The organism is Nocardia sp. NPDC004722, from assembly GCF_053601505.1.
Genome location: NZ_JBSGBY010000035.1, coordinates 1 through 25,666, shown reverse-complemented (window position 1 = coordinate 25,666; position 25,666 = coordinate 1). Strand labels below are relative to the sequence as shown.

The following is a 25,666-nucleotide window of genomic DNA, read 5'->3' as shown; positions in this document are numbered from 1 at the left end:
GGTGGTGTTCCCGGACGGGGATTTCATCGCCTTCTACTCCGATGTGCACAAGACGGCCGAGACCATCGCGCGGATCTCCCCGGTGGACGCCGAGAACTATCTGCGCTTCTACGAATTCGCCAGTCCGCTGCTGGATCAGCTGCTGCCTTCCCTGTTCGTCCCGCCCGCACCGCTGGGCGCGCTCTTCGCCCAGTTGGAGCAGTCCGACATCGGCCGGGAGACCATGCGGGTGCTCATGATGAGCTATCTCGACGTCTGCAACGAGTGGTTCGAGCACCCGAAAGTCAAAGCCGCCCTGGTGCGCTGGGTGTCGGAACTGCTGGTCGCGCCGGACGAGGGCGGCACCGGGGCCTTCCTGCTGCTGATGGTGCCGTTCATCCACCGGTACGGCATGGGTCTGGCGGTCGGCGGATCGCAGTCGCTGTCGACCGCGCTCGCGGCGGCCTTGACCGCGCGCGGGGGCAGTATCCGCACCGGGATGAAGGTCGAGCGGTTCCGCTTCGAGGGCGACCGGGTGGTGGGTGTGCGCTGCGCGGACGGCACCGAATTCACTGCTCGCCGTGCGGTTTTGGCCGATATCAATATCAAGCAGATCCCCGCCATGGTCGAGCATCGTTTCGGCGCCGAATGGGAGCGGAAGGTCGATCGCATCAAATCGGCCAGCTTCCGGCTGGTGGCGGGTCATCTCGTGTTGAGCGAGCCGCCGGAGTTCCGGGCGGGACCCGAGGTCACCGAGGCCGGGTTCCAGGAGATCACTCTGCCGCTGCCGGAATTGCTGCGCACCTTCGATCAATTGAAGTACGGCGAGCCGGTGCACACCATCCCGACGGTCTCCACCGCCACCCGCTGGGACTCCACCCGCGCCCCCGACGGCCACCACACCCTCTACCTGCTCGGCTACGCCCCCATGGAGCTCGCCGACGGGGATTGGGATGCCCGCAAGGAGGAGATCTTCGATCAGGTCTTCACCACCTTCAGCGAGCTGACCACCAATATCGGTGCCGCCCAGGTGCTTTCCCGCGTCGTCCACAGCCCCCTCGACATGGCCCGCTACAACGAGGCATGGGTGGACGGCGACGCGGGCCACTTCGGCTGCCAACTGTTCCAGTTCATGGGGTTCCGCCCGCTGCCGAACATGGGCTACCGCCTGCCCGCCGAGGGCTTCTACCTCGTCGGCCCCTCCACCCACCCCGGCCAGGGCGTCACCGGCGGCGCGCGAGCGGCGGCCTTCGCCGTACTGGCGGACCTCGGCCTGAGCTTCCCGGTCTGATGGCCACCGTGGAACCGACCCTGTCCGAGATCCAGGAAGCGATCTGCGACCTGCTCCGCACCGAGCAACTCGCCGCCCTCGCGACCGTCGACGCGGAGGGCCTACCCTCCACCTCGGCCATGCACATCGCGGCGGACGGCCTCGTCGCCTATGTGCACACGTTCCAATCCAACCGCAAACACGCTCACATGCAACAGAATCCGAACGTCAGCTATGTGGCGAGCTACTTCCCGCCCGACGGCTACGCGGGCCGCGCCGACATTCGCTCCGTGCAGATCCAAGGCCGCGCCACCCTGGTCACAGACCCGGCCGAAATCCAACGAGTCGTCCAGCTCAGCCTCGAACAATTCCCCTGGCTGGCCGACACCTCCCTCTACACCAACATCAAACTCCCCGACCAAGGTCAACAGGTCTTCTACCGAATCCACCCCGTCAAGGGCCTCTGGTCCGACCACCGAGTCCGCCAACTCTGGCGCGTCCTCCTGGATTTCAGCCCCGACGGCCGCACCCTGACCACCACTCACCCCTACTACACCCACCGCCGCCGCGGCTGAACCGCGTGGAGCCCCTCGGGATCGGTCCCGAGGGGCTTTCGCTGTCAGTCGGCCGCTGTCAGTCGGCGCGGAAGATCACCTCGTGCCAGGGTTTGCGGGCGGCTGCGGTGATGTCGGACATGACGTGTTTGACGTTCGTGTATTCCTCGAAGGAGTAGGCGGACATGTCTTTCCCGAAGCCGGAGGCCTTGTAGCCACCGTGCGGCATTTCGCTGACGATCGGAATGTGGTCGTTGATCCACACACAGCCCGACCGGATTTCGCGCGCCGCCCGCTGGGTGCGGAATACGCTGCGTGACCACGCCGACGCGGCCAGCCCGTAGGGCGTGTCATTGGCCAGCGCGATGGCCTCGTCATCGGTGTCGAAGGGCAGCGCCACCAGGGCCGGGCCGAAGATCTCCTGCTGCACGATCTCCGAGTGCTGCTCCGCGCCGGTGATCAGCGTGGGTTCGTAGTACGCGCCCGCGTCCGGGGTGTGGTCCGGGATGCGGCCGCCGCGCACGATTTTCGCGCCGGATTCGCGGGCGCGTTCCACCATGCCGATCACCCGGTCGCGGTGCGTGCGGGAGATCAGCGAACCCATATCCGTGTCCGGATCCTGCACCGGTCCCAGCCGGACCTGGTCCATGAGCTCGGCGACCCGGCCCACGAATTCCTCGAACAGGGGTCTTTGCACGTACGCGCGGGTGGCGGCGGTGCAGTCCTGACCGGCATTGATCAATGCGCCCGCGACCGCGCCGCGGGCGGCGGCCTCGAGGTCGGCGTCGTCGAACACCACGAACGGAGCCTTGCCGCCGAGTTCGAGGTGCACCCGTTTGACGGCACCGGCGGCCGTGGCGGCCACGCGCTTACCCACAGCGGTCGAGCCGGTGAACGAAACCATCGCCACCGCAGGGTGTTCCACCAGCGGCTGGCCGGCCTCGGCACCGGTCCCGGTGAGGACGTTGATGACGCCGGGCGGGATGCCCGCCTCGGTGGCGGCCTCGGCGAACAGCAGCGAGGTGAGCGGAGTCAGCTCGGAAGGCTTGAGCACCACCGTGTTTCCCGCGGCGACGGCGGGCAGGATCTTCCAGGCGGCCATCTGCAATGGATAGTTCCACGGCGCGATGGACCCGATCACGCCGAGTGGCTCCCGGCGGATCGAGGAGGTGTGGTCGCCGGAGTACTCGCCGGACGCCTTACCGTCGAGATGCCGTGCGGCCCCGGCGAAGAACGCGGTGTTGTCGATGGTGCCGGGCACGTCGAACTCGGTGGCCAGCCGGATCGGCTTGCCCGCGTTGACGCTTTCGGCCGCCGCGAATTCGTCTGCGCGAGCACGCAATACCCGCGCCCACTCGTGCATGAGGTCCGACCGCGCGCCCGGCGTGAGTCCCGCCCAGCCGGGGAAGGCCGCCTGGGCGGCGGCCACGGCCTGCTCCACGTCGGCGGCGTTCGCTCCCGCTCCCGTGGTGATCTCGTCACCGGTGGCCGGTGCGGTGATCGTCAGCGGCGCACCCGAACCGGATTGCCGTGCGCCGCCGATGTATTGCAACTGTTGGTCTTGCGGCTGATCGGTCACGCTCACACCGTATGCCCATCGGCGACGGTCAGCGCGTGATCGAGAATGGCCAGGCCCTCTTTGGCCTCGGCCTCGGAGATGGTGCACGGCGGCACCACGTGCAGGCGGTTGAAATTGACGAACAGCAGCAGTCCGGCCGCCTTGGCCGCCGCCACGGTCTCGGTCATGGCCGGGCTGGTCCCGCCGTAAGGGGCGAGGGGTTCGCGGGTATCCCGGTCACGGACCAGTTCGATCGCCCAGAACACGCCCAGCCCTCGGACCTCGCCGATGCTCGGGTGCCGTTCGGCCAGTTCGCGCAGGGCGGGGCCGATCACGCGGTCGCTCATGTCGGCGGCGTTCTCGACGATGCCTTCCTCGGCCATGGCGTTGATGGTCGCCACGGCGGCGGCCGTGGCCAGCGGATGCCCGGAGTAGGTGAGCCCGCCCGGGTAGGCGCGGTCATCGAAGGTCGCCGCGATGTGCGGTGCGATGGCGACGCCACCGAGCGGCACATACCCGGAGTTCACGCCCTTGGCGAAGGTCAGCAGGTCCGGCACCACACCCGCACCGTGTCCATCGGTGAAATGGTCGATGGCGAACCACCTTCCGGTGCGCCCGAACCCCGCCATCACCTCGTCGGCGATGAACACGATGCCGTAGCGGTCGCACAGTTCCCGCACCCCGGCCAGGTAGCCCGGCGGCGGCACCATGATCCCGGCCGTGCCCGGCACCGACTCCAGGATGATGGCGGCGATGGTGCTGGGCCCCTCGAACACGATGGTCTGCTCGAGATGCTGCAGCGCCCGCTCGCATTCCTCCGCCTCGGTGGTGGCGTGGAATTGCGAGCGATACAGGAACGGCCCGAAGAAGTGCACGGTCCCGGTATTGCCGTGGTCGTTGGGCCAGCGGCGGGGGTCGCCGGTGAGATTGACCGCGGTCTCGGTGCCGCCGTGATAGGACCGGTAGCGCGAGAGCACCTTGTAGCGTCCGGTGTGCAGCCGGGCCATGCGCACCGCGTGCTCGACCGCGTCCGCGCCGCCATTGGTGAAGAAGACGCGGTCGAGCTCGCCGGGGGTGCGTTCGGCGATCAGCCGCGCTGCCTCGGAGCGGGCGTCATTGACGTAGGCCGGGCCGATGGTGCACAGCGTGGCCGCCTGCTGCTGGATGGCGGCCACCACCTTCGGATGCTGGTGTCCGATATTGGTGTTCACCATCTGCGAGGAGAAGTCCAGCAGCCGGTTGCCGTCACCGTCCCACACATAGCTGCCCTGGGCGGCGGTGATCACCATGGGGTTCAGCGACTTCTGCGCCGACCAGGAGTGGAAGACGTGCTGGCGGTCCAATTCGTAGGCGCGGGCGGCCTTCTCGCGGGCCGCCTCGGGGGTCAGACCATTGGGCAGTGTCATGGCGCGCGTCCTTACTGGTTCTGGGGGAAACCGAGGTTCAGGCCGCCGTGGCTGGGATCGAGCCAGCGGGTGGTGACGGCCTTGGTGCGGGTGAAGAAGTGCACGCCGTCGGTGCCGTGCGCGTGGGAATCGCCGAACAGGGAGTTCTTCCAGCCGCCGAAACTGTAGTAGGCCATGGGCACCGGGATCGGGACGTTGATGCCGACCATGCCGACCTCCACCTCGTTGTGGAAGCGTCGTGCCGCGCCGCCGTCATTGGTGAACAGGGCGGTGCCGTTGCCGTAGGGGTTGGCGTTGATCAGCGCCATCGCCTCGTCGTAGGTCTCGACGCGGACCACCGAGAGCACCGGGCCGAAGATCTCGTCGGTGTAGACGCTCATGTCGGGGGTGACGTGGTCGAGAATGGTGGGGCCGAGCCAGAATCCGTCGGCCGCGCCGTCCGCGTCGATGGCGCGGCCGTCGAGAACCACGGTGGCCCCGGCGGTTTCGCCCGCCGCGATGTAGCTCGCCACCTTGTCGCGGTGCGCCTTGGTGACCAGCGGGCCCATATCGGTGCCGCGGGTGCCGTCGCCGGTTCGAATGGTGGTGGCGCGCTGGTTGATTCGCGCGACCAGGTCGTCGGCGATCTCGCCCACCGCCACCAGCGCGCTGATGGCCATGCAGCGTTCGCCCGCCGAGCCGAAGCCCGCGTTGACGGCGGCGTCGGCGGCCAGGTCGAGGTCGGCGTCCGGCAGCACCACCATGTGGTTCTTCGCCCCGCCCAGCGCCTGCACCCGCTTGCCGTTGGCGGTGCCGTGCTCGTAGACGTACTTGGCGATCGGGGTCGAGCCGACGAACGAGATCGCCTTGATCGCGGGGTTTTCCAGCAGTTCGTCGACGGCCACCTTGTCGCCCTGCACCACGTTGAACACGCCGTCGGGCAGTCCGGCCTCCTGCCAGAGTTCGGCCAGCCACAGCGACGCCGACGGGTCCTTCTCGCTCGGCTTGAGCACCACGGTGTTCCCGGCCGCGATGGCGAGGGGGAAGAACCACATGGGCACCATGGCCGGGAAGTTGAACGGCGAGATGATCGCGACCGGCCCCAGCGCCTGGCGCACCGAGAAGATGTCGACCTTGGTGGAGGCGTTCTCGGTGTAGCCGCCCTTGAGCAGATGCGGTATGCCGCAGGCGAATTCCACCACCTCCAGGCCGCGGGTGACCTCGCCGAGCGCGTCGGCGAGCACCTTGCCGTGTTCGGCGGTGATGAGCGCGGCCAGTTCCTCCTTGCGCTCGTTGAGCAGCTCGCGGAAGCGGAACAGCACCTGGGTGCGCCGGGCCAGGGAGGCGTCGCGCCAGGCCGGGAAGGCGGCGACGGCGGCCTCGACGACCGTGCGCACATCGGCCGCGGAGGCCAGCGCGACCTGGCCGGTGACCACCCCGGTGGCAGGGTTGGTGACGGGGGCGCTCGCGGTGCTCGAACCGGCGAAGGATTTGCCGTCGAGCCAGTGTCCGATCGTGTTCATGCCCATACTCTGCGCCACTACCCGCCGGTTGGGCCCCGACATTGTGTGCGCGATTCCGAGCTTCGTTTTACGATTCGTCGGTGCTCCTCACCGTTGCCGACATCGTAGCCATGCCCGTGGTGCAGGCCGGGCGGCCCGAGCTGGCGGGCGGCGGCTCGCTGGATCGGCCGGTGCGCTGGGTGCATGTGAGCGAGCTGCCGGAGGTCGCCGAACTGCTGGTCGGGCGGGAGTTGATCCTCACCACCGGGCAGGCGCTGGCCGGTTCCGACGCGGCCACCGTCGCGTACCTGGAATCGCTGGCCGCGGCCGGTATTTCGGGGCTGGTCGTCGAATTGGGCACCTACCTGCGGGAATTACCGCCGATCGTGGCCGCGACGGCGGACCGGCTGGGCATGCCCGTGGTCGCGCTGCATCGTGTGGTGCGGTTCGTGGAGATCACCGAGGCGGTGCACCGCGTGATCGTGGCCGACCAGTACGACGAACTCGAATTCGCCCGCACCGTGCACGAAACCTTCACCGCCCTCAGCGTCCGCCGCGCCTCGCTCGCCGAAATCGTGAAGACCGCTGCCGGAATGCTGGACACCTCGATCGTCCTCGAGGACCTCACCCACCGCGTCCTGGCTCTGACCGCCCGCCACACCGGCACCCCCGCCCTGCTCGAACAGTGGGAGCACGTCTCCCGCCTGCTGCCCGACACCGACCCGAACGTCGTCCCGGTGGGCCCGCACACCCAGCCCTGGGGCCGCCTCATCCTCCGCCCGGCACTCGCCTCGCCCGCGAACGGCGGCGCGGAATCCGTCTCCGGCGCCGCCGAAGTGTCGACCGCCCGCGCCCGGATGGTGCTGGAGCGGGCGGCGCAGACCTTGACGCTGCACCGCATGATCGAGCGTGACCGCTTCGGCCTGCACCGGCAGGCGCAGACCGGGCTCATCGACGACATGGTCACCGGCCGCCTCGGCGATGAGCGCGACGCCGTCGCCTTGGCCGCGGCACTCGGTCTCGCCCGTCGTGCTCGATATGTCCCTCTCGCTGTGGATTTCGCGGTCGCCGAACTCGAGGGCGGGTCCGCATCGGATCCGGTGGCGCAGCAACGCCGTACCGCCGCCCTGCTCGACGCCGCTCAGCACGGCATCGCCCTGGCCAAGGCGACCGCCCTGGCCGCTCCCGAGCACGGCAACCGAATCATCCTGCTGCTGGCCATCTCTCGCGGCGGCGACCTCGATACCGCACTCACCGCGGTCTGCACCGCCATGCTCGCCGAAATCCGCCGGGTGGCAGGCGTCCGGCACGCGGTCATCGGCGCGGGCCACGCCTCGGACTCGCTGCTCGACACCGCTCGCGAACTCGCCCACGCCGCCCACGTCGCCGAAGTGGCGCTCGCCCTGGCTCCGTCCCGCCCCCGTCCCTACTACCGCAGCGGCGACATCCGCCTGCGTGGCCTGCTCGCCCTCATCCGCGATGAGCCCGGTGTCCAGCGCTTCGCCGAAACCGAACTCAGCGCGCTGCTACGCCACGACATCCGCAACTCCACCGATCTCACCGCCACGCTGCGTCAATACCTCGACCTGGCCGGCAACAAAACCGAACTCGCCAAACGCCTCACCATCAGCCGCCCCACCCTCTACGACCGCCTCGCTCGCATCGAACGCATCCTCGCCGTAGACCTCGACGACGGCGAGACTCGAACCTCCCTCCACACCGCCCTGCTCATCCGAGACCTGCTCCCCGCTCGGGCGAACCACTGACCTTTCCAACTTGTAATCCCTTTGAAAGGGCAGCGGCGCAGCGTGTCGCCATGACATTCAAATCGGCGGCCCTGCTTCCCGCCCTGTGCGCGGCACTGGCTGTCGCGGCCGCTCCGGCCGCCGCCAAGCCCAGCCCCTCGGGGCAGTACTTACGCAATGTGTTCTACAACGAGTGCCTCACCGACCGTGGCGCGAACCTGACCCCGCAGTTGCAGCCGTGCAGTCACGGCTCGGACGGTTACATCGTGCCGGCTCAGCGCTGGAATCAGATTCCGGTTTCCCTTCCCAGCAACTACTACTTCATTCAGTTGGTCAGCGGCCTGGGGCACAGCCTGGAGTTCGAAGGCGGCGCCTTCGGAACCCCTCTGTACACCCATCCCGTCCCCGCTGGCGGACCCCAGACCGTGTTCATGATCGGCGGCGCCAACCGCACCGCCTTGTCGCCCGGCTATTGCTTCGCCACCTGCAATCTGTTCAGCGAGAACACTCCCCTGTACCTCGCTCCGTATCAGCACAGCCAGCCCATGGAAGCCACCATCGCCTTCCCCAACCAACTCGACAACTTCACCGACGACATGGTGCTGTGGACCCAAGGCCCGGACGCCCCACCCTCCTGCGACGACTGCGGCGGCGGCTCGTAGCCGCAGCCACGAGCCGCCGCAGCAGGTCGGGCCGGGCATACTGGCCGGGTGGTGGAGTTCGGGATCTTGGGGCCTGTTGAGGTTCGGCGGGCGGATGGGGGTCCGTTTCCGGTTGGGGGGCCGCAGGTTCGGGCCTTGTTGGCGGTGCTGGCGTTGGATGCGGGGCGGGTGGTCGGGCGGGAGCGGCTGATCGAGGAGTTGTACGGGGAGGGGGCGCCGGGGGATGCCGGGCATGCGTTGCAGTCGCAGGTGTCGCGGTTGCGGCGGGCGTTGCGGAGCGGGGGCGGGGAGGGGGAGTGGGTCGAATCCAGCGGGGCGGGTTATCGATTGGCGGTGGCGGCGGAAGCGGTGGACGCGCTGCGGTTCGCGCGGCTGGCCGACCTGGGGCGAAAGGCGTTGCGGGAGGGGGATCCCGCTGCCGCGGTGACGCTGCTGGAGGAGGCGCTCGGGTTGTGGCGGGGGCCCGCGCTGGCCGATGTGCGGGATGCGCCGTTCGCTGAGGAAGCGGCCGCGCGGCTGGCGGAGGCGCGGTTGGCGGTGGAGGAGGATCGGGCCGACGCGGCACTGGCGGTGGGCGAGCCGGAGTCCGTCACGGCGGTGCTGTCGGACATTGTTGCGGCGCATCCGCTTCGGGAACGGGCACGGGCGTTGTTGATGCGCGGGCTGTATGCGGCGGGACGGCAGGCCGAGGCGCTGGAGTCCTTCGAGGAGGGGCGGCGGCTGCTCGCCGAGGAACTCGGGGCCGATCCCTCCGCCGAGTTGACGGACGCCCATCTGCTGATCCTGCGCGCGGATGAGGTTGCGGGAGCGTCGAATCGGCGGTTGCCGACACCGCTCACCAGCTTCGTGGGGCGCGAGGCGGAGTTGGCGCGACTGGTCCCACTGCTCGCGACCTCGCGGCTGGTCACCTTGATCGGGCCGGGCGGGACGGGGAAGACGCGCCTGGCGCTGGCGGCGGGCGGTCGGGTGCGCGGTGCGGTGTGCTTCGTCGAATTGGCTGCGCTGCTGGATGGTTCGCACGTCGCCGCGGCCGTCGCGAACGCGCTGGGCGGTCGTGACCTGTCCGAACGCACCGGCCCGCGCGACCCCGAAGCCCAGCTGATCGCCATGCTGACCGATCGTCCCCAGACACTGATTCTCGACAACTGCGAGCAGGTGGTGCTCGGCGTCGCCCGGCTCGCCCACCGGCTGCTGACCGCCTGCCCGGGCCTGCGCATTCTCGCGACCAGCCGGGAGGCGCTGCGCGTCACCGGCGAAACGTTGTTCCAGGTGCCGCAACTACCTACGGCCCCAGCGGATTCCGCCCTCGCGGAGCAGCTGTCGGCCCCCGCCGTGCGCCTCTTCGCCGACCGCGCCGCCGCCGTCCGCCCCGGCTTCGTGCCGGACGCGGGCACCATCGCCATGGTCGCCCGCATCTGCGCCCGCCTCGACGGCTTGCCCCTCGCCATCGAACTCGCCGCCGCCCGCCTACGCACCCTCGACCTCCCCGAGATCGACGCCCGCCTCTCCGACCGCTTCCGCCTACTGGCCCGCGGCGACCGCACCGCCGAACCCCGCCACCAAACCCTGCAAGCGGTGGTCGCCTGGAGCTGGGACCTCCTCGACCCCGCCGAACAGTTACTGGCCCAGCGCTTCTCGGTCTTCGCGGGAGGCGCGACAGCGGCCGCCGTCCGGCACGTCTGCGGCCCAGACGGCGGCGGCGCGATGGAAGGCGGCGACGTTTTCGAGGGCCGCAATGCTCTGCAGGGCCGCAACGCTTTGGCTGGCAGCGACGCTCTGGAGGGCAGCGACGTTCTGGACGAGATCGACGACCTCCTGGCCGATCTCGCCGACAAGTCCCTTCTCGACGTCACCGCGGGCCGCTACCGCATGCTCGAAACCATCCGAGAATTCGCCCGTGCCCGCGCCCTCGAATCCGGTGACCACGCCACCACCCAACGTGCCCACGCCGAATACTTCACGGCCCTCGCCGAATCTTCGGATCCCCTGCTGCGCACAGCATCCCAACTCGACCACCTCTGCCTGCTCGCCGCCGACCACGACAACCTCCAGTCCGCCCTGCGCTGGTCCGCCACCGAGGCTCCGCACCTGGCGGCTCGCCTGATCGCCGCCCAAGCCTGGTACTGGTGGCTCACAGGCCGCCCTGGCGACGCCCCCACCCTCGCGACCCGCCTACTGCCGCAACTGGCCCCACCCCATCGTTCCGACGTGGGTGACGTCGCGGGGGTGGGGAGCGGGGTCGAGGCGGAGCGGTACGCCCTGTGCGTGGCCGTGGCGGGGCGTGGGCGTGGTGATCTCGTCGCGGAGGCCGAGCGGGCGGCGGCGGGGATCGTGGCGGTGGAATGTCCACTGCGGCAACCGCATCTGGTGCTGCTGCTGGCCATGGCGGGCGGCATGCTGCCTGGCGATCCTGCGGACCTGCGCCGGTTGTTCGGGCCGGACGCCTGGTCGCAGGCGTTTCTTCGGATGGGAGACGGCATGGGATTGCTCATGTCCGGTCGCGCCGAGGAATCGGAGCCCGAATTCGCTGCCGCGCTCGCGGGTTTCCGCGCCATCGGCGACCGGTGGGCGATCGCGGCCACCCTGGACAAACTGGCTGTCGTCGCCGAGCAGCGCGGCGACCGCGCCGCGTCGCTGGCCCTCATCGACGACGCCGTCGCGGTGAACGCCGAATTGGGTTGGGCCGCCGACATGGCCGACCTGCTGACCCGTCGCGGTGACATCCTGCTCGGAGCGGCGGATGCGGGTCGGGATGTCGAAGCGGCGCGCGCGGACTATCAGCGGGCAGCCGACCTGGCGCGGTCCACCGGCGCGATCGACATGTACGCCGGTGCGCTGCGCGGGCTGGGCGATGTCGCGCGCACCGAGGACTTCGAGGCCGCGCGACGCTACTACGCTGCCGCGCTGGACATCCCGGCCGCCGGTTCGCCCAACGTTGTCGAGGCGCACGAGCGGGCCCAGGCCGGACTCGCATCGCTGGGGAAGGACTGACACCGAATCGCAGGCGTTCTCGGGGTGAGCCGGGCGCTCGCGGCGGCTGTGCGAGGGTCCTGTCGCAGTTCAGAGGCTCGGTGAGCGTCGGTGAGTCGACGGTGAGGGTTCGGTGAGCCCCTCCGGCGAAGGTTTGTGTCATGACCAGCACACAGCAGTTCGCCAACAAGACCGTTCTCATCTCCGGCGCTTCCGTCGCCGGCCCGGCTCTCGCCTTCTGGCTGCGGGAGTACGGCTTCAGCGTCACCGTCGTGGAACAGGCTCCGGCTCTGCGCGAGGGCGGCTACAAGGTCGACATCCGCGGCGTGGCCATGGACGTCATCGACCGCATGGGCCTGAGCGAGGAGATCCGCAAGGCGTCCACCGATATCCGCGGCGGCTCCTGGGTGGACGAGGCAGGCAAGCCCGTCGCCACGCTCGGTCCGGATGTGATCGGCATGCGCTCGCCCGGCGACGACGAGGTGTTGCGCGGCGACCTGGCCCGTATCCTGTTCGACGCCACCAAGAACGGCGTCGACTACCGCTTCGGTGACGCGATCACCGAGCTGGTCGAGCACGCCGACGGCGTCGAGGTGCACTTCCGCAATGCGGCTCCGCAGGTGTTCGATCTGGTGATCGGCGCGGACGGCATGCATTCCACGGTGCGCCGCAGCGTGTTCGGCGCGGAGGAGCAGTTCGCCCGCCACACCGGCATGGCCGCCTGCGTCATCTCGGTGCCCAACACCCTCGACCTCGACCGCTGGGAACTCATCCACGCCGCCCCCGGCAAGGTGGCGCAGGTGTACAGCACCCACCACTCGGCGGCCAAGGCGCAGTTCATCTTCCCCGCCCCCGAGCAGCTGCCCGACCGCCGCGATGTGGCCGCCCAGCAGCGTCTGGTGGCCGACGCCTTCGCCGACAGCGGCTGGGTCGTGCCCGACCTGCTGGCCGCCATGCCGGAGTCGCCGGACTTCTACTTCGACACCGTCAGCCAGATCCACCTCGAGCACTGGACCTCCGGCCGGGTGGCGCTGGTCGGCGACGCCGCCTACTGCCCCTCCCCGCTCTCGGGCCAGGGCACCAGCATGGCGCTGGTCGGGGCGTACGTGCTGGCGGGGGAGTTGCGCGCCGCCGCGGGCGATCACCGGGTCGCCTTCCCCGCCTACCAGGAGCGCATGCGCGAGTACGTCGAGGAGAACCTCACTCTCGGCTGGAACAACGCCACCCAGATGGTCGCGGGCGACCCCAAGGCGCTGAAGATGCAGCTGACCATGATGCGCATGCTGCGCTGGATGCCGTGGAAGGGCCTGGCCCTGCGCCCCATCATCAAGCCGATCGAGAAGGCCGCCAACGCCATTCGACTCCAGACGTACTGAGCCCACCCCGATCTCGGCCCCGGGGTTGACCCGGGGCGGCGGGTTATCGGTCTCCGGGTGGATCCCGGATGCGCGCCGGTCCCGTTGGATGGGAATCTCGAACGAATCCGACGTTGGAGGCTGGACGTGACCATCGCCGTATACACCACCTGGGTGTGGCTGGCATTCGAGATCGGCCTGCGGGTGCGGGACCGGCTGCGCGGCACCGGATCCACGGCGGGTGACGGCGGCACCAGGCTCGCCATCATGCTGCTGGTCGCGGCGGCGATGACGGTGGCCAGCTTCACCGGCATCTTCCTGCCCGCCGACAGCCCGCTGCGTTTCCCCGGCCCGGTGGTCGGGTGGCAGGTCGCGGGCATCGCTCTGATGTGGCTGGGCCTGGCGGTCCGGATCTGGGCGATCACCGTGCTGGGCAAGCACTTCCGTACCACGGTGGAAGTCGATGCCGACCAGCCGGTCATCAGCAACGGTCCCTACCACTGGATCCGCCACCCTTCCTACACGGGTGTCCTGCTGGTCACCATTGGCTTCGGCATCGCTTCCGCCAACTACCTCTCCCTGTTGCTGACCACGATCGTCCCGGTCTACGCGTTCCTGCGCCGCATCCGCCTGGAGGAACGAACCCTCCTCGAAACCCTCGGCGCCCCCTACGAGACCTACCGCCTAACCACCAAGCGCCTGGTCCCCGGCCTCTACTGAACGCTCGTAGGTGATCTCGTACCTCGCGGCCACGGGGTTGATCTTGTCCGGGTCGAGCGCGCCGTCGGTGAGCACCGCCGGACCCGCTTCGAAGAGATCCTCCAGATAGCACTCCCAGCCGCCGGGCGAGGAGATCTGCAGGACGCGCGGCGGCGGCGTGGACCCGCGGCGGAGAGCATGCGGAACCCCATGGGGGAGTAGCACGAACATTCCAGCCGCCGCCTGCACCACACGATCGTCGAACTCCACCTCGAGGACCCCGTCGAGCACGTAGATCGATTCGTCGGCGACGTGATGGGTGTGACGCGGAATGTCCCGGGCGAGAGTGACTTCCAGCAGTGAGAAGCGGCCCTCGGTATCGGCGGTGGCGGCCTTCACGGCGAAGGCGGGCGGCAGCGGCACCCGACCGGGGCGGGCCGTGCCGGGCTCGAGCAGCAGAAAACGATTGCGGGACATGGTGGTACCCTTTCGACAATCAAGAAACGGAACCGGAATCCGATTCCGTTTCGAGTGTAGGCCGCAAAGGAGCCCGAGTGTCAACCCCCTCCTCGTCCGCCCGCAAGCCCCGCGCGGACGCCTCACGCAATCGCGACCGCATTCTGGAGGCGGCCCGAAACCTGTTCGCCGAGAACGGTGATCGCGTGCAACTACCGGACGTCGCCCGTGCCGCCGGAGTCGGCATGGGCACCGTCTACCGCCACTTCCCGACCCGCGCCGACCTCGTCGAAGCCGCCGCCGCCCACCGCTTCGCCGCCATCGAGCACTACGCCCGCACCGAATGCCGACAGGCCGCCCCCGGCCACCAGCTCACCCGTTACCTGACCCACGTAGGCGAAACCCTCGCCGCCGACAGCGGCCTGTCCGCAGCCATCGAATCCACCCGCCACTCCCGAGGCAGCGAGCCCCGAGCTGAAACCCTGACCCGCCTCGCCGAGGCCATCGATGACCTCATCGAATCAGACCGCGCGGCAGGCGCAGTGCGCGCGGACCTGTCTTCCGTCGACGTCTACCTGATCGTAGGCGCACTGTCGGCGACCATCCGTCACGGCGACGACTGGCGTCGGCTCCTGAACCTGACGATCGACGGCCTGCGCCCCTGAATGCCCTCCGGCAACGACCCGACATCAACAGCGGCTTCGCGATCGATCGCGCCGATATCGTCCAGTAACTTCAGATCGAACAGGTCACGGGACGCGGCACGGTCAGCCCATGCGGCAGTTTTCCACGCCGCGAACGCGGGCACGGTGGGGACGAGCAGCTCTGCCGGTGGTGCATCGGCGTAGCGCTGCACCATTTCTCGGCGCTCCGTCGGCCAAGCCGGATAGCCGGTTCTGCCGAGCAGTTGGATGCGCACCAGGACTCCGTCGGGGCTCATGAGGACGGCACTCAGCAGGTGTGAGATCAGGTGGTCGCGTCGTACCTGGGCGGGTGAGACGCCGAATTGGGTTGCGACCGTTTGTTCCTCGTGGTCGGTGAGCATGTCATGCGGCTCCGAGCAGTCGGTTGAGGGTGGCTTTGCGGCGTTGTCTGCCGGCCAGGTCGGTGAGCAGGGCGTGGTCTGCGCGGGGTAGTAGGGCGCGCACGGCGGTGGCCGCCTCGGCTGGGAGTTCGCCCAGGTCGGGGCGGGCTGCCAGGTCGAGGATCGTTTGCTCGACGGTGGTGATCCAACCGGTTCCCAGCTCCCACCGGTGTCGTTCGATATCCAGCGTCCCTATGTTTCGACGGACGAAGAACACGGTGGCGGTACGGTCCGCGAGTTGCAGGGTCGGACGGTGTCGGGCGGCTGCGACAACCGCCGTTCCGAGCGCGCGCGGTATCCCTCCGTGCACCCGCGCTGCCGACAGACCCATGAGGGCGACGGTTTCGATGCCCTCGTCAGCGGCGGCGATACCGAGGGCGGTGGGTTCGAGTTCCGGGATCCAGGCTTGCCCGATGCGATCGTCGGGCACGGCCGCGTAGTACCCGGTCGCTATGCGGTGCAGTGCACCGGCTTCGGTGAGGCGGGCGAACTCGGGCCGTGGATGCGCGTAGATTCCGGCGGCGTCACGCGGTCGTAGCACCCTGATCGGCCGTCGCAAGAGCGCCGATGGGACTCTGGCGGCCGTCTGGCCCATGACTGTCACCTCCGTAGGGTTAGAGCCTACGCTCATGCCAGTCATGGCTTGGGATATTGGGATCCACGGCTGGTGGGTCAGGCCGGGTCGGCGCCCATGGGGTTGGGGTAGGGGACTTCGCCGGCGCGGACTATCGCGCGGGCGGCGGGGGTGAGGACGGAGAGGGTTTCGACCATGCCGGGGAGGTCGCGGTAGGCGGTCATGGCGAGGGCGTCGGTGCGGGATTCGATGTGGTCGCGCAGGGCGCGGCCGGTGTCGGTGACGCCGTCGCGGTCGAGCAGGCCGCGGTGGACGAGGCGGTCGCGGGCGGCCTGCCAGTCGGCGTCGCTCCAGCCGCGGTTGTCGCGCCAGAGTTGTTCGGGGGTGCCGGTCGAGGCGGAGAACAGGACGTGTGCCTCACAGCCGTCGATGCCCTCCGACAGCAGGCAGGCCACGTGCCCGTCACCGCGATGCTCGCGCAGGGTGGTGGCGGCCTGCCACAGCGCGTGCACGGCATCGCCGGGGGTGGGCAGGTCGCGGTTGGCGGCGAAGAGCGGACGGCCCGAGGCGGGCGCGGCATCGATGGCCGCGTGCAGATGCGGGAGGACCCGCGCGGCCACGGTGACGATGTCGGGCACCACGGCCCGCAGCACCGCGGCCGCCGCGATCGTGCGGGTGGCGATCACCGCGTCGGGCGTGGCGAACCCCCACGCGTCCGGAATCGCGCGCCGGATCATGTCCGGATGGAAGTTGTAGAAGGTGGCCTCCACCACCGACGGCCCCACCGCCCCCAGCGGAGCCGAGCGCGCCGCGAAGTACCCCATCCAATATCCGCGCAGGCCAACGGCTTTGTTGGCGGCCCGGCAGTCGGCGGCGAAGTAGGTGACGGCGTGCAGCGGTTCCAGCACCCGCCACATGTCGCGAGCGAACGCATTGTCCATGCGCCCCACCCTATCCACTGAGTTGACCGAACTGAAGCCAGATCCGGTGTGCGTAGTTGGTATCTACTGGTAACCCGGTTTCATGTCCCGGCAACATTGGGGACCGCACAATTCCTCCCATGACCGAGACGCACACCCGGTCGGGCTACGGGGATCGCGTGATCGCCGTCGAGCCCGGCGGCGACGACTACATTCCGGAGGACGCCCGCCACGGCACTCCGCGAAAACTGTTCTGGACGTGGATGTCCCCGAACATGGAGTTCGCCACCGTCTTCGTCGGCGTGCTCGCCGTCACCGCCTACGGCATGAACTTCTGGCAGGCGACGCTCGGCCTGGTGGTCGGCACCGGGATCGGCGCGGTCGCGCACTATCTGCTCTCGGCGCGCGGCCCGCTGCACGGTGTCCCGCAGATGGTGCTGGGCCGCTTGGCTTTCGGCTATCGCGGCAATGCGCTGCCCGCGGCGTTCATGTCGGTGATGTGCGGGGTCGGCTGGTTCGCCACCAACTCCGTCAGCGGCGCGTTCGCCTTGAATTCCCTGACCGGCATGCCGAAATTGACCGCGCTGCTGGTGATCGTGGTGGTGCAGACCGCCTTCGCGTTCTTCGGCCACAATCTGGTGCAGGCGGTGGAGCGCATCGCCTTCCCACTGCTGGCGATCGTGTTCGCCATCGTCACCGTGGTGATCTTCAGCAAGGCGCACCTGGGCGCGCCCGCACCCGCGGGCGGCGTGGGCGGAATGGGCGGCTTCCTGCTCACCGTCGGCACCGCGTTCGGTTACGCCGCGGGCTGGAATCCCTACGCCGCGGACTACTCCCGCTACCTGCCCGTCTCGGCTTCCCGCCTGGCGACCGGCGGTTACGCCTCGGCCGGACTGTTCCTGTCCTGCGTGTGGCTGACCGTGCTGGGCGCGGCGTCCGCGACGGTGACCGGCACCGCGGAGGGCAGCCCGACCGACGTGTTCACCGCGAATCTGTCCACGCCGCTGAAGGATCTGACCCTGCTGGCCATCGCGGTCGGCGCGGTGGCCGCCAACGCGCTCAATGTGTACTCGGGCGCGATGGCGTTCGTGACCATGGGCTTCAAATTCTCGGTCGGCGCCCAGCGCGCGCTGGTGTCGGCGGCCTTCGGGGTGCTGGGATTCCTGGTCGCCTGGTGGGCGCTGCCGGACGCGGCGGCCAGCTACGAGGGCTTCCTGCTCATCGTCGCGTACTGGATCGGCCCGTGGCTGGGCGTGGTGTTCGCCGACGAGTATCTGCGCCGCGGGCAGCGCGTCGACCATCTGCTCTACGATCGCGCGCACACCAATTGGGGTGGGGTGGCGGCCTTCCTGATCGGCCTGGTGGTGTCGGTCGTGCTGTTCTCCAACCAGGAGAAGTTCGTGGGCGCGGTCGCCAAGGCGCTGCCGCAACTGGGCGACATCACCTTCTTCGTCGGCTTCCTGCTCTCGGGCGCGGCCTACCTGCTGCTCAACCGGTCCCGGATTTCCCGGCAGGCGGTGGCAGCATGATCGGCATGATCAATGCACAGGATCTGCTGGTCACCGCCTACGACGAGGCACAACTGGGGCTGCGGGAGGGCGGCATCCCGATCGGGGCGGCGCTGTTCGACAGCGCCGGAAACCTGCTGGGCCGCGGCCACAACCGCCGGGTTCAGAACGACGACCCGAGCGTGCATGCCGAGACCGACGCCTTCCGCAATGCGGGCCGCCGCCGCGACTACCGCGACACCATCATGGTCACCACGCTGTCCCCGTGCTGGTATTGCAGCGGCCTGGTCCGCCAGTTCGGTATCGGCGCGGTCATCGTCGGCGAATCCCGCACCTTCACCGGCGGCCACGACTGGCTTGCCGCGCACGGTGTTTCGATCACCGTGCTCGACGATCCGGCGTGCGTCGACATGATGACCCGCTTCATCGCGGAACGACCGGAACTCTGGAACGAGGACATCGGGGTGGCCGAATGAGTGGAGTGGCGTGATGAACGCGATCGCGACCGTCGACTTGAACGAGTGGCGTGCGGGCGGCGCCACGGCCGCCCGGGTGCTGCGCGAGGTGGACGCGGGCATGCAGCGCGCGGGCTTCCTGCTGGTGCGCGGACACGGTGTGCCGCAGGGACTTCCGGCCGACCTGCGCGCGGCGGCCCGCCGATTCTTCGCGCTGCCGCCGGAGGTGAAGCAGCGCTACGCGGTCTCCGTCGGCGGTCGCGGCTGGATCGGTCCCGGGCTCGAGGCCAACGGCTACGCCGAGGGCACCGAGACCCCGCCGGATCTCAAGGAGACCTTCGCGATCGGCGCGGACACCCACACCGGTGACGACCTGGTCGACGAGGTGTGGTTCCTCGAGAACGTGTGGCCCGCCGAGGTGAGCGAACTGCGCGAGTTGTTCCTCGCCTACACCGCGGCGATGCGCACCCTCTCCGACGAACTGCTCGCCCTCTTCGCCGCCGCACTCGACCTGCCGCGCAACCCTTTCCAGGATCTGGCCAGCCGTCCCACCTGGACCTGCAATATCAACCACTACCCGCCGCTGACCGAGGTCGGCGCGCCCGAGCCCGGCCAGTTCCGCATCGGCCCGCACACCGATTTCGGCACCGTCACCGTCCTGGACCGCGAACCCGGCGCGGGCGGCCTGCAAGTGTTCACCGACGACGGCGGCTGGGCCGACGCACCCCACGACCCGACGGCCCTCACCGTGAACATCGGTGACCTGCTGGCCTATTGGAGCGGCCAGCGCTGGCCCGCGGGCCGCCACCGCGTCCTGCCACCTCAGCCCTCCGCCCCCGAAGAAGACCTGGTCTCCCTCATCTACTTCTATGAACTCGACCACGACGCCCGGGTGACACCCCTCGAGCCACCCATCGGCCGCATCGGCGGTCAACCCCCGGTGATCTCCGCCGAGTTCCTCCGCACCCGCCTCGACGCCATCACCCTCGGCTGACCTCGACCCGCCCGAATCCCCTTCGGCCACAGACTTTCCGGCGAGTTCCCACGGCCGTCGCAGGACGGCGGCCGTGGGGGCGATCCCCATCAGGCGGTCGCGGCGGTGGGGGTAGTCGCTGTGCCCGTGGCAGGGGCCGCGGTTGGGGCGGCGGGCGGTGTGTCGGCTGTCGGCGGGACCGCAGGCGCGGCAACGTTTCTCCGCACCGATCCGCGCAGGCTGATCGTGAGTAGCGCGAGCGCGCCCGCCACCAGGACCAGGCCGATCCAGCCGAGTGATCCCGCGCCCCACCATTGGATGCCGAGGCCGCCTGCTGCGCCGCCGAGCGCGATGCCGAAGTACTGGGCCGATGCATTGAGGCCGAGTAGCAGCGGGGAACCTTGCGGGGAGAGTTCCACCAGCCGATGTTGTTGTGCCACAGCCCAGATCCAGCCGGGAATGCCGAAGGCGATGCACCAGGCGATCGCGGTGGGGAAGTGCTGGCCGGAGACCTGGACCAGGGCGAGGACGGCACCCGCGCCGATCAAGGTCAGCGGCATGATGCGCCTCGAGCCGAGCCGGTCGACCAGTCGGCCGCCGAGGGTGCTGCCGACCACGGCCGTGAGGCCGTAGATCCAGAGCAGGATCGTGAATCGCCCGGTGCTGCCGCCGGTCGCGGAGTGCATGGCCGCCGCCAGGTAGGTGTACACGGTGAACATGCCGCCGAACAGCAGGACCGCGTGCAGCAGTCCGGTGGCGATCGTCTTGTCGCGCAAGGGTTGTAGCCGTTCCCGCAGCCGCGCGGGCGCGGGCAGGTGTACGGCGGGGATGACCGCCGCGACGCTGGCCAGTGCCAGCGCGCCGAGTGCCGCGACCAGCCACAGCGTGGCCCGCCAGCTGAACGCGCCGCCGATCCAGGTGCCGATCGGCACGCCCAGTGCGGTGGCCACCGTGAGCCCGCCGATCACCACCGAGATCGCGCGCCCGCGTCGCTCCGGCGGGGAGAGCGCGGCCGCGACGGCCGTCGCGTTCGGCGTGTACATGGACGCGCCCGCCGCCGCGATCACCCGCGAGGCCAGCACCAGCGCGAAGGTTCCGGCCAGCGCCGTCACCACATTGCCCAGGACGAACAGCGATAAAGCGATGAGCAGCACCCGTTCTCGCGACAACCGGGCGGTGGCGGTCGCGAGAATCGGCGACAGCACCGCGTAGGACAGCGCGAAGACGGTGACCAGCTGCCCGGCCGCGGAGGTCGAGACCCCCAGATCGTCCGACACCGGCGTGACCAGTCCGGCGGTGACGAACGCGTCGATGCCGATGGCGAATGTGCCCAGTGCCAACGTAATCAGTCGTGAATTCACCCGAGACTCCTCGAACAGGGTGAGCGGGAACCCGCATTAGTTTGACGTTCGTCATACTATGAAGACAGTTCGATGGATGTCAAACAATCCAACAGTTGCTAGGGTGACGCCATGCGGTACCTGCCCCAACCCGCCACCGGCGACATCGAATTCGTCGCCGTCATGCACGCCCTCTCCGATCAGGTGCGCCTGCGCCTGCTCGCCGCCCTGGCCGACGACGCCGAACACGCCTGCGCCGCCGCGGCCGAGGGCATCGAGGTCCACAAATCCACCATGTCCCACCACTTCCGCGTGCTGCGCGACTCCGGCCTCATCACCACCCGCCAGGACGGCCGCAACCGCTTCGTCCGCCTCCGCCGCGAAGACCTCGACGACCGCTTCCCCGGCGTCCTCGACGCCGCCCTCACCGCCGCGTCCGCCCTCCCGGTCGAAGCCTGAGACCCGGCAGAGCGGGAACAAGGCCGAAGCGTGTCGTGTTGGGTGCGGGCATGACGACACTTGGATTGATCGGGAGTGGCAATATCGGCGGCACCGTGGCCAGGCTGGCCGTGGCGGCGGGGATCGATGTGGTGTTGAGCAATTCGCGGGGGCCGGAGTCGCTGGCCGAACTGGTGTCGGAGCTGGGGGAGCGGGCGCGCGCCGCCACGCCCGCCGAGGCCGCCGCCGCGGGGGACATCGTGGTGGTGACGGTGCCGCTGAAGGCGTATCAGCAGGTGCCGGTGGATCCGCTGGTCGGCAAGGTGGTCATCGACACCAACAACTACTACCCCGACCGCGACGGCGAGTTCGCCGATCTGGCGGCGGGTACCGCCACGAGTTCCGAACTGCTGCAACGGCATCTGCCGCGCTCACGCGTGGTGAAGGCGTTCAACAACATCCTCTTCCGCCACCTCGCGGAACTGGCCCGCCCCGCCGGAGCCGCCGACCGCACCACCCTCCCGATCGCCGGTGACGACGCCGAAGCGAAAGCCGCTGTGGCCCAACTGCTCAGCACCCTCGGCTACGACACCCTCGACATCGGCACCCTCGCCGACAGCTGGCGCACCCAGCCCGACACCCCGGTCTACGGCAAGCCCTACGCCACTACCGAGCCGTTCTGGGAACACCCGGCCGTCCCGGCCGACGCCGCCACCATCCGCAAGGCGGTCGACGCCGCCGAGCGCTGAAATATCTACCGGGCGGCGGTGTCAGGGCCGTCGCCCGGTCGAGTGGTCAGTCGTTGCAGATGGCAGCGCGGACGATGACCGAGTCGCCGTACCATTCGGCGTTCTGTTCGGCGGCGGCGGGCGTGTCACCGAAGCCGCCGGTGTACTTGTTCATCGAGTTGGAGAAGGCCGCCGCCCCGCACTTGGGGAACGTGGTGATGACGGAGCAACTGGCCTCGCCGCACTTGTCGATGGCGGCCTGGTTGGCCTGAGCCTCGGTGTCGTAGTTCCAGGCCCAGCCCAGATCTCCGTTGTCGGACACCGCGATCGCGCCCCACGCACCGCTCGCGGCCTGCGCCGGGGCGGCGGGCAGCAGAACGGCGGCGGTGGCGAGGGTGATTCCGGACAGGGCCAGCAGGGTCTTGCGCATGTTCGTCCTAGCGTTGATCGAATGTCGCACTCATGATCGACGGTCTTCGATCACGCGTTAACCGCGCGGATCCGCTCGGGCGCAGTGGGTTTGCCGCGCGCGTCAGCGATGGGAGTCGGCGGCCGCGTCGGGGGCCCACCGATTGGCGGTCAGCGCGTAGCCGGGCAAGTCGCCGGTGGACATCTTGGATTCGTAGATGCGCTGGTAGCCGGTGCTCGCGATGCGCCACACGCCGTCCTCGCGCCGGTAGGTGTCGTGGTAGTAGGCCGCGCCGCGGATCAGCAGTCCGTAGTCGGCGGCGATGACGGTGTCCTCCAGACACCAACTGCCGCTGGCCGTGTCGCCGTCGACGGTGATCTCCGGGTGATTGGCGACGTGCACGGTGATGATGTTCGCGCTCAACGCGTTGCGCATGAACTCGACGATCTGCTCACGGCCGTGGAACTCGGCGGGCAGCCCGCCGGAGGGGGAACCGTAGGAGCCGACGATGTCGGTGCACAGCGTGTCCCCGAACTCGTCCCACTGCTTGAGGTCCAGGCTGCGCAGGTAGCGGTATTTGAGTGTGCGAATCGCCTCGAGTGCTTCGAAATCCATACCGCAATGTAGCCGAATCGGACATCAACCTACCAAGCATTTGCTACGTTCATTTTCATGATTTCCACCCTGGTCTGGGGCACGGGCAACGTCGGCCGTGCCGCCATCCGGGCCGTCGCCGCCCATCCCGGACTGGACCTGACCGGCGTCCTGGTCCACAACCCCGCCAAGGTCGGCCGCGACGCCGGCGAATTGGCCGGGCTGGACACCGAATTGGGGATCGCGGCCACCGACGATGTCGACGCCGCCCTGGCCGCGGGCCCCCGGGCCGTGGTGTACGCCGCCTCCGGCGACATCCGCCCCGACGACGCCCTCGCCGATATCGAACGCGCCCTGCGCACCGGCGCGGTCGTGGTCACCCCCGCGCTCTACGCGCTCTACGACCACCGCAGCGCCCCGGCCGAATTGCGCGACCGGGTCCAGGCGGCCGTCACCGAGGGCGGCGGCGCGCTGTTCGTCTCCGGCATCGATCCCGGCTGGGGCAACGACATCCTGCCGCTGCTCATGAGCGGCCTCGGCAGCACCGTGGACGTCCTGCGCTGCCAGGAGATCTTCGACTACACCACCTACGACCAGCCCGATTCGGTCCGCTACCTGGTCGGCATGGGCCAGCCCCTGGACTACCAGCCGCCCATGCTCGCGCCCACCATCCCGACCATGGTGTGGGGCGGGCAGATTCGCATGATCGCCCGCGGACTCGGTGTGGCGCTCACCGACATTCGCGAAGTGGTGGAACGCCGCGCCCTCGAGGACACGGTCGAGACCGAGCTGATGGGCAAGTTCGAGGCGGGCACCCAGGGCGCGGTCCGCTTCGAGGTGCAGGGCATCGTCGACGGCAGCCCGCGCATCGTCATCGAACACGTCACCCGCATCCACGCGAGCTGTGCGCCGGACTGGCCGCAGCCACCCAGCGGTGCGGGCGCGCACCGCGTCCTGATCGAGGGCCGGCCGCGCATCGAGATCACCGTTCAGGCCACCGACGAGGACGGCAATCACTCGGCGGGCGGAAACGCCACGGCCGTAGGCAGATTGGTGAACGCCATCCCGTGGCTGGCCGACGCGGAGCCCGGTCTCTACGACGCCCTTGATGTCCCGTTGCCCTTCGGCACGCTCGGAAGGAGCGCATCATGATCATCGACATTCCCGAGGGCAAGGACCCGATCGGCTACGTGTGGGGCGAAATGGTCCCCGGCATCGGCGTGGCCGCCTCCAACTTCTCCCTCGCCGTCTACTCCCATTCCACCTTGGGCCTGCGCGAATTCGAGGCCGCGCGGCTGCGCATCGCCCAGATCAACGGCTGCCTGTTCTGCCTGGACTGGCGCACCGATCGCAATGGCGAGAAGGTCGAGGAGTCCTTCGCCGACGATGTCACCAACTGGCGCACCACCGAGAACTTCGACGACCGCACCCGCATGGCCGCCGAATACGCCGAGGTGTACGCCCTCGACCACCACGCCCTCGACGACGAGTTCTTCGAGCGCATGAAGAAGCTCTACACCGACGCCGAGATCGTGGAACTGTCCATGTGCCTGGGCTCCTGGCTCGCCTTCGGCCGCCTGAACCACGTGCTGGGCCTCGACGCGGTCTGCGTGCTGCCCGGCCACAGCGCGCAGTAGCCGTTCAGAACTTCCAGCCCGCCGCCTCGGCCACCTTGCGCAGACCCGTCCACTGTTCGAAGTCGGCCACCACCGACGACGTGCAGCGCTGCGAGGTCACGCCCGGCACATCCCAGTGCGGCGCATCGAGATTCGGTGCGCCGCTGAAGTCCAGCACTTCGGCGAGATTGCGGGCGGCCGCGTCCCGGGGCGTCAATGACGGCAGCCCCCAACGCCATTCGATGGCCTTCAACACCGACGTGTGGTCGTACACCTCGCTCGCCACGTGCTTGCGCCGCGCCAGCGGCGAGATCACCAGGCACGGCACCCGGAATCCGCGCAGTCCCCAGGCGGGATTGGCGTCCGGCGCGGTCTGCGGCGGCACGTGGTCGAAGAATCCGCCCCACTCGTCGTAGTTGATGATCAGCATCGTGCGGGACCAGGCCGGACTCTTGGTGACCGCCTGATACACCTGGTTCAGGAACGCCTGCCCGGCCCGGATATCGCCGTGCGGATGATCGTCGGCCGAGGTGCCGGTTGCCTCGTCGAGGAACTTCGGGTCCACGAACGAGACCGCAGGCAGCGTCCCGGCCGCGCAATCGTCGAGGAATGTCGAGAACAGGTGGCTGATGGACAGGTACTTCGTGCCCCACGCCGCCAGGAACGGCACGTCGTGGAAGTAGTAGCGGCCCTGAATTCCTGCCGCCGCCAGTCGATCCCAGATGGTCGGCAGGGTCGAGACGGTCGTTGAGTTGTGGATGCGGTCGGTCTGCGCCGCATGCTGATAGCAGCGGTTGGGGAAGGTCTCGGCCATGATCGCCGAGAAGTAGTTGTCGCACACCGTCCACGCGGGCGCAGCCTTGGCGTAGAAGTCGAGGTCACCCGGCTGGTA

General features: G+C 69.1%; 26 protein-coding genes. 15 read left to right on the top strand and 11 right to left on the bottom strand.

The genetic code is table 11. The features are described 5' to 3' along the window. Together ACWELQ_RS06455 and ACWELQ_RS06450 are read left to right on the top strand one after the other, a co-directional pair. On the top strand, positions 1 to 1,270 hold a 1,270-nt coding region (locus tag ACWELQ_RS06455; protein ID WP_452396000.1), incomplete at its 5' end, for a phytoene desaturase family protein. After that, positions 1,270 to 1,824, top strand: a complete 555-nt coding sequence (locus tag ACWELQ_RS06450; protein WP_452395999.1) for a pyridoxamine 5'-phosphate oxidase family protein — start codon at positions 1,270 to 1,272, stop codon at positions 1,822 to 1,824. The genes ACWELQ_RS06455 and ACWELQ_RS06450, both read left to right, overlap by 1 nt. 58 nt (positions 1,825 to 1,882) lie before the next feature. On the opposite strand, the gene ACWELQ_RS06445 is transcribed toward ACWELQ_RS06450, so the two are convergent. Genes ACWELQ_RS06445 through ACWELQ_RS06435 form a run of 3 tightly spaced genes read right to left on the bottom strand, consistent with a single transcriptional unit; the run spans position 1,883 to position 6,269 of the window. Next, on the bottom strand, positions 1,883 to 3,382 hold the full coding sequence (locus tag ACWELQ_RS06445) for a gamma-aminobutyraldehyde dehydrogenase (protein WP_452395998.1): 1,500 nt from the start codon (positions 3,380 to 3,382) through the stop codon (positions 1,883 to 1,885). A 2-nt stretch (positions 3,383 to 3,384) separates the two neighbouring features. Beyond that, the gene (locus ACWELQ_RS06440) at positions 3,385 to 4,767 is read right to left on the bottom strand and encodes an aminotransferase class III-fold pyridoxal phosphate-dependent enzyme (protein WP_452395997.1); all 1,383 of its coding nucleotides are present in this window, start codon (positions 4,765 to 4,767) and stop codon (positions 3,385 to 3,387) included. 11 nt (positions 4,768 to 4,778) lie between these two features. After that, positions 4,779 to 6,269, bottom strand: coding sequence for a CoA-acylating methylmalonate-semialdehyde dehydrogenase (locus ACWELQ_RS06435; protein WP_452395996.1), 1,491 nt, complete (start codon positions 6,267 to 6,269; stop codon positions 4,779 to 4,781). An 80-nt stretch (positions 6,270 to 6,349) separates the two neighbouring features. Here ACWELQ_RS06435 and ACWELQ_RS06430 point away from each other — a divergent pair, with 80 nt between their 5' ends. The 5 genes from ACWELQ_RS06430 (at position 6,350) to ACWELQ_RS06410 (ending at position 13,700) form a co-directional block, all read left to right on the top strand. After that, positions 6,350 to 8,014, top strand: coding sequence for a PucR family transcriptional regulator (locus ACWELQ_RS06430; RefSeq protein WP_452395995.1), 1,665 nt, complete (start codon positions 6,350 to 6,352; stop codon positions 8,012 to 8,014). Positions 8,015 to 8,064: 50 nt separating this feature from the next. Next, a complete protein-coding gene (locus tag ACWELQ_RS06425) occupies positions 8,065 to 8,655 on the top strand; it encodes a hypothetical protein (RefSeq protein WP_452395994.1) in 591 nt (196 codons plus the stop codon). Between the two features lie 135 nt (positions 8,656 to 8,790). Next, the gene (locus ACWELQ_RS06420) at positions 8,791 to 11,646 is read left to right on the top strand and encodes a BTAD domain-containing putative transcriptional regulator (RefSeq protein ID WP_452395993.1); all 2,856 of its coding nucleotides are present in this window, start codon (positions 8,791 to 8,793) and stop codon (positions 11,644 to 11,646) included. A 140-nt stretch (positions 11,647 to 11,786) separates the two neighbouring features. Then, entirely contained in the window at positions 11,787 to 13,001 is a 1,215-nt protein-coding gene (locus ACWELQ_RS06415) for an FAD-dependent monooxygenase (RefSeq protein ID WP_452395992.1), read from the top strand. A 126-nt stretch (positions 13,002 to 13,127) separates the two neighbouring features. Then, on the top strand, positions 13,128 to 13,700 hold the full coding sequence (locus ACWELQ_RS06410) for a methyltransferase family protein (RefSeq protein WP_452395991.1): 573 nt from the start codon (positions 13,128 to 13,130) through the stop codon (positions 13,698 to 13,700). On the opposite strand, the gene ACWELQ_RS06405 is transcribed toward ACWELQ_RS06410, so the two are convergent. Continuing rightward, positions 13,665 to 14,156, bottom strand: coding sequence for a cupin domain-containing protein (locus ACWELQ_RS06405; RefSeq protein ID WP_452395990.1), 492 nt, complete (start codon positions 14,154 to 14,156; stop codon positions 13,665 to 13,667). The genes ACWELQ_RS06410 and ACWELQ_RS06405 overlap by 36 nt on opposite strands. Positions 14,157 to 14,233: 77 nt before the next feature. Between ACWELQ_RS06405 and ACWELQ_RS06400 the strand changes: the two genes are divergently transcribed. Next, a complete protein-coding gene (locus tag ACWELQ_RS06400; protein ID WP_452395989.1) occupies positions 14,234 to 14,800 on the top strand; it encodes a TetR/AcrR family transcriptional regulator in 567 nt (188 codons plus the stop codon). On the opposite strand, the gene ACWELQ_RS06395 is transcribed toward ACWELQ_RS06400, so the two are convergent. The 3 genes from ACWELQ_RS06395 to ACWELQ_RS06385 form a co-directional block, all read right to left on the bottom strand. Next, entirely contained in the window at positions 14,743 to 15,180 is a 438-nt protein-coding gene (locus ACWELQ_RS06395) for a nucleotidyl transferase AbiEii/AbiGii toxin family protein (RefSeq protein WP_452395988.1), read from the bottom strand. The two genes, ACWELQ_RS06400 and ACWELQ_RS06395, sit on opposite strands and share 58 nt — an antisense overlap. A 1-nt stretch (position 15,181) precedes the next feature. Continuing rightward, positions 15,182 to 15,760, bottom strand: coding sequence for a type IV toxin-antitoxin system AbiEi family antitoxin domain-containing protein (locus ACWELQ_RS06390; protein WP_452395987.1), 579 nt, complete (start codon positions 15,758 to 15,760; stop codon positions 15,182 to 15,184). Between the two features lie 131 nt (positions 15,761 to 15,891). Further along, the gene (locus tag ACWELQ_RS06385; protein WP_452395986.1) at positions 15,892 to 16,734 is read right to left on the bottom strand and encodes an SCO6745 family protein; all 843 of its coding nucleotides are present in this window, start codon (positions 16,732 to 16,734) and stop codon (positions 15,892 to 15,894) included. Between the two features lie 119 nt (positions 16,735 to 16,853). Here ACWELQ_RS06385 and ACWELQ_RS06380 point away from each other — a divergent pair, with 119 nt between their 5' ends. Genes ACWELQ_RS06380 through ACWELQ_RS06370 form a run of 3 tightly spaced genes read left to right on the top strand, consistent with a single transcriptional unit; the run spans position 16,854 to position 19,670 of the window. Beyond that, complete coding sequence (locus tag ACWELQ_RS06380) at positions 16,854 to 18,242, top strand: purine-cytosine permease family protein (RefSeq protein WP_452395985.1); 1,389 nt, start codon at positions 16,854 to 16,856, stop codon at positions 18,240 to 18,242. 5 nt (positions 18,243 to 18,247) lie between these two features. Further along, positions 18,248 to 18,697, top strand: a complete 450-nt coding sequence (locus tag ACWELQ_RS06375; RefSeq protein WP_354851255.1) for a nucleoside deaminase — start codon at positions 18,248 to 18,250, stop codon at positions 18,695 to 18,697. A 13-nt stretch (positions 18,698 to 18,710) separates the two neighbouring features. Then, on the top strand, positions 18,711 to 19,670 hold the full coding sequence (locus tag ACWELQ_RS06370; protein WP_452395984.1) for an isopenicillin N synthase family dioxygenase: 960 nt from the start codon (positions 18,711 to 18,713) through the stop codon (positions 19,668 to 19,670). An 89-nt stretch (positions 19,671 to 19,759) separates the two neighbouring features. Here ACWELQ_RS06370 and ACWELQ_RS06365 read toward each other — a convergent pair whose 3' ends face one another. Next, entirely contained in the window at positions 19,760 to 21,010 is a 1,251-nt protein-coding gene (locus ACWELQ_RS06365; protein WP_452395983.1) for an MFS transporter, read from the bottom strand. A 111-nt stretch (positions 21,011 to 21,121) separates the two neighbouring features. Here ACWELQ_RS06365 and ACWELQ_RS06360 point away from each other — a divergent pair, with 111 nt between their 5' ends. After that, positions 21,122 to 21,448, top strand: coding sequence for an ArsR/SmtB family transcription factor (locus ACWELQ_RS06360; protein ID WP_452395982.1), 327 nt, complete (start codon positions 21,122 to 21,124; stop codon positions 21,446 to 21,448). Beyond that, positions 21,445 to 22,176, top strand: a complete 732-nt coding sequence (locus ACWELQ_RS06355; RefSeq protein WP_452396001.1) for an NADPH-dependent F420 reductase — start codon at positions 21,445 to 21,447, stop codon at positions 22,174 to 22,176. The genes ACWELQ_RS06360 and ACWELQ_RS06355 overlap by 4 nt, the downstream gene beginning before the upstream one ends. 46 nt (positions 22,177 to 22,222) lie before the next feature. Here ACWELQ_RS06355 and ACWELQ_RS06350 read toward each other — a convergent pair whose 3' ends face one another. Both ACWELQ_RS06350 and ACWELQ_RS06345 read right to left on the bottom strand, forming a co-directional pair. Then, positions 22,223 to 22,585 carry a DUF4189 domain-containing protein gene (locus ACWELQ_RS06350; RefSeq protein WP_452395981.1) on the bottom strand — a complete coding sequence of 121 codons (363 nt, stop codon included), beginning with the start codon at positions 22,583 to 22,585 and terminating at the stop codon, positions 22,223 to 22,225. Positions 22,586 to 22,687: 102 nt separating this feature from the next. After that, positions 22,688 to 23,179: a nuclear transport factor 2 family protein gene (locus tag ACWELQ_RS06345; protein ID WP_452395980.1), complete on the bottom strand. Its 492-nt coding sequence runs from the start codon at positions 23,177 to 23,179 to the stop codon at positions 22,688 to 22,690. 57 nt (positions 23,180 to 23,236) lie between these two features. Between ACWELQ_RS06345 and ACWELQ_RS06340 the strand changes: the two genes are divergently transcribed. Then, on the top strand, positions 23,237 to 24,310 hold the full coding sequence (locus ACWELQ_RS06340) for an NAD(P)H-dependent amine dehydrogenase family protein (RefSeq protein WP_452395979.1): 1,074 nt from the start codon (positions 23,237 to 23,239) through the stop codon (positions 24,308 to 24,310). Further along, a complete protein-coding gene (locus ACWELQ_RS06335) occupies positions 24,307 to 24,795 on the top strand; it encodes a carboxymuconolactone decarboxylase family protein (RefSeq protein ID WP_452395978.1) in 489 nt (162 codons plus the stop codon). The genes ACWELQ_RS06340 and ACWELQ_RS06335 overlap by 4 nt, the downstream gene beginning before the upstream one ends. A 4-nt stretch (positions 24,796 to 24,799) precedes the next feature. On the opposite strand, the gene ACWELQ_RS06330 is transcribed toward ACWELQ_RS06335, so the two are convergent. After that, positions 24,800 to 25,666: alkaline phosphatase family protein (locus ACWELQ_RS06330; RefSeq protein WP_452395977.1), on the bottom strand; the 867-nt coding region annotated here is incomplete at its 5' end.

What these genes read in the sequence shown, in the direction of transcription:
- ACWELQ_RS06370 (WP_452395984.1), top strand. Translation starts at nt 18,711, where the DNA reads ATGAACGCGATCGCGACCGTCGACTTGAACGAGTGGCGTGCGGGCGGC.
- ACWELQ_RS06335 (WP_452395978.1), top strand. Translation starts at nt 24,307, where the DNA reads ATGATCATCGACATTCCCGAGGGCAAGGACCCGATCGGCTACGTGTGG.
- ACWELQ_RS06405 (WP_452395990.1), bottom strand. Translation starts at nt 14,156, where the DNA reads ATGTCCCGCAATCGTTTTCTGCTGCTCGAGCCCGGCACGGCCCGCCCC.
- ACWELQ_RS06440 (WP_452395997.1), bottom strand. Translation starts at nt 4,767, where the DNA reads ATGACACTGCCCAATGGTCTGACCCCCGAGGCGGCCCGCGAGAAGGCC.
- ACWELQ_RS06385 (WP_452395986.1), bottom strand. Translation starts at nt 16,734, where the DNA reads ATGGACAATGCGTTCGCTCGCGACATGTGGCGGGTGCTGGAACCGCTG.
- ACWELQ_RS06345 (WP_452395980.1), bottom strand. Translation starts at nt 23,179, where the DNA reads ATGGATTTCGAAGCACTCGAGGCGATTCGCACACTCAAATACCGCTAC.
- ACWELQ_RS06360 (WP_452395982.1), top strand. Translation starts at nt 21,122, where the DNA reads ATGCGGTACCTGCCCCAACCCGCCACCGGCGACATCGAATTCGTCGCC.
- ACWELQ_RS06395 (WP_452395988.1), bottom strand. Translation starts at nt 15,180, where the DNA reads ATGCTCACCGACCACGAGGAACAAACGGTCGCAACCCAATTCGGCGTC.
- ACWELQ_RS06415 (WP_452395992.1), top strand. Translation starts at nt 11,787, where the DNA reads ATGACCAGCACACAGCAGTTCGCCAACAAGACCGTTCTCATCTCCGGC.
- ACWELQ_RS06425 (WP_452395994.1), top strand. Translation starts at nt 8,065, where the DNA reads ATGACATTCAAATCGGCGGCCCTGCTTCCCGCCCTGTGCGCGGCACTG.
- ACWELQ_RS06375 (WP_354851255.1), top strand. Translation starts at nt 18,248, where the DNA reads ATGATCAATGCACAGGATCTGCTGGTCACCGCCTACGACGAGGCACAA.
- ACWELQ_RS06340 (WP_452395979.1), top strand. Translation starts at nt 23,237, where the DNA reads ATGATTTCCACCCTGGTCTGGGGCACGGGCAACGTCGGCCGTGCCGCC.
- ACWELQ_RS06380 (WP_452395985.1), top strand. Translation starts at nt 16,854, where the DNA reads ATGACCGAGACGCACACCCGGTCGGGCTACGGGGATCGCGTGATCGCC.
- ACWELQ_RS06450 (WP_452395999.1), top strand. Translation starts at nt 1,270, where the DNA reads ATGGCCACCGTGGAACCGACCCTGTCCGAGATCCAGGAAGCGATCTGC.
- ACWELQ_RS06435 (WP_452395996.1), bottom strand. Translation starts at nt 6,269, where the DNA reads ATGAACACGATCGGACACTGGCTCGACGGCAAATCCTTCGCCGGTTCG.
- ACWELQ_RS06350 (WP_452395981.1), bottom strand. Translation starts at nt 22,585, where the DNA reads ATGCGCAAGACCCTGCTGGCCCTGTCCGGAATCACCCTCGCCACCGCC.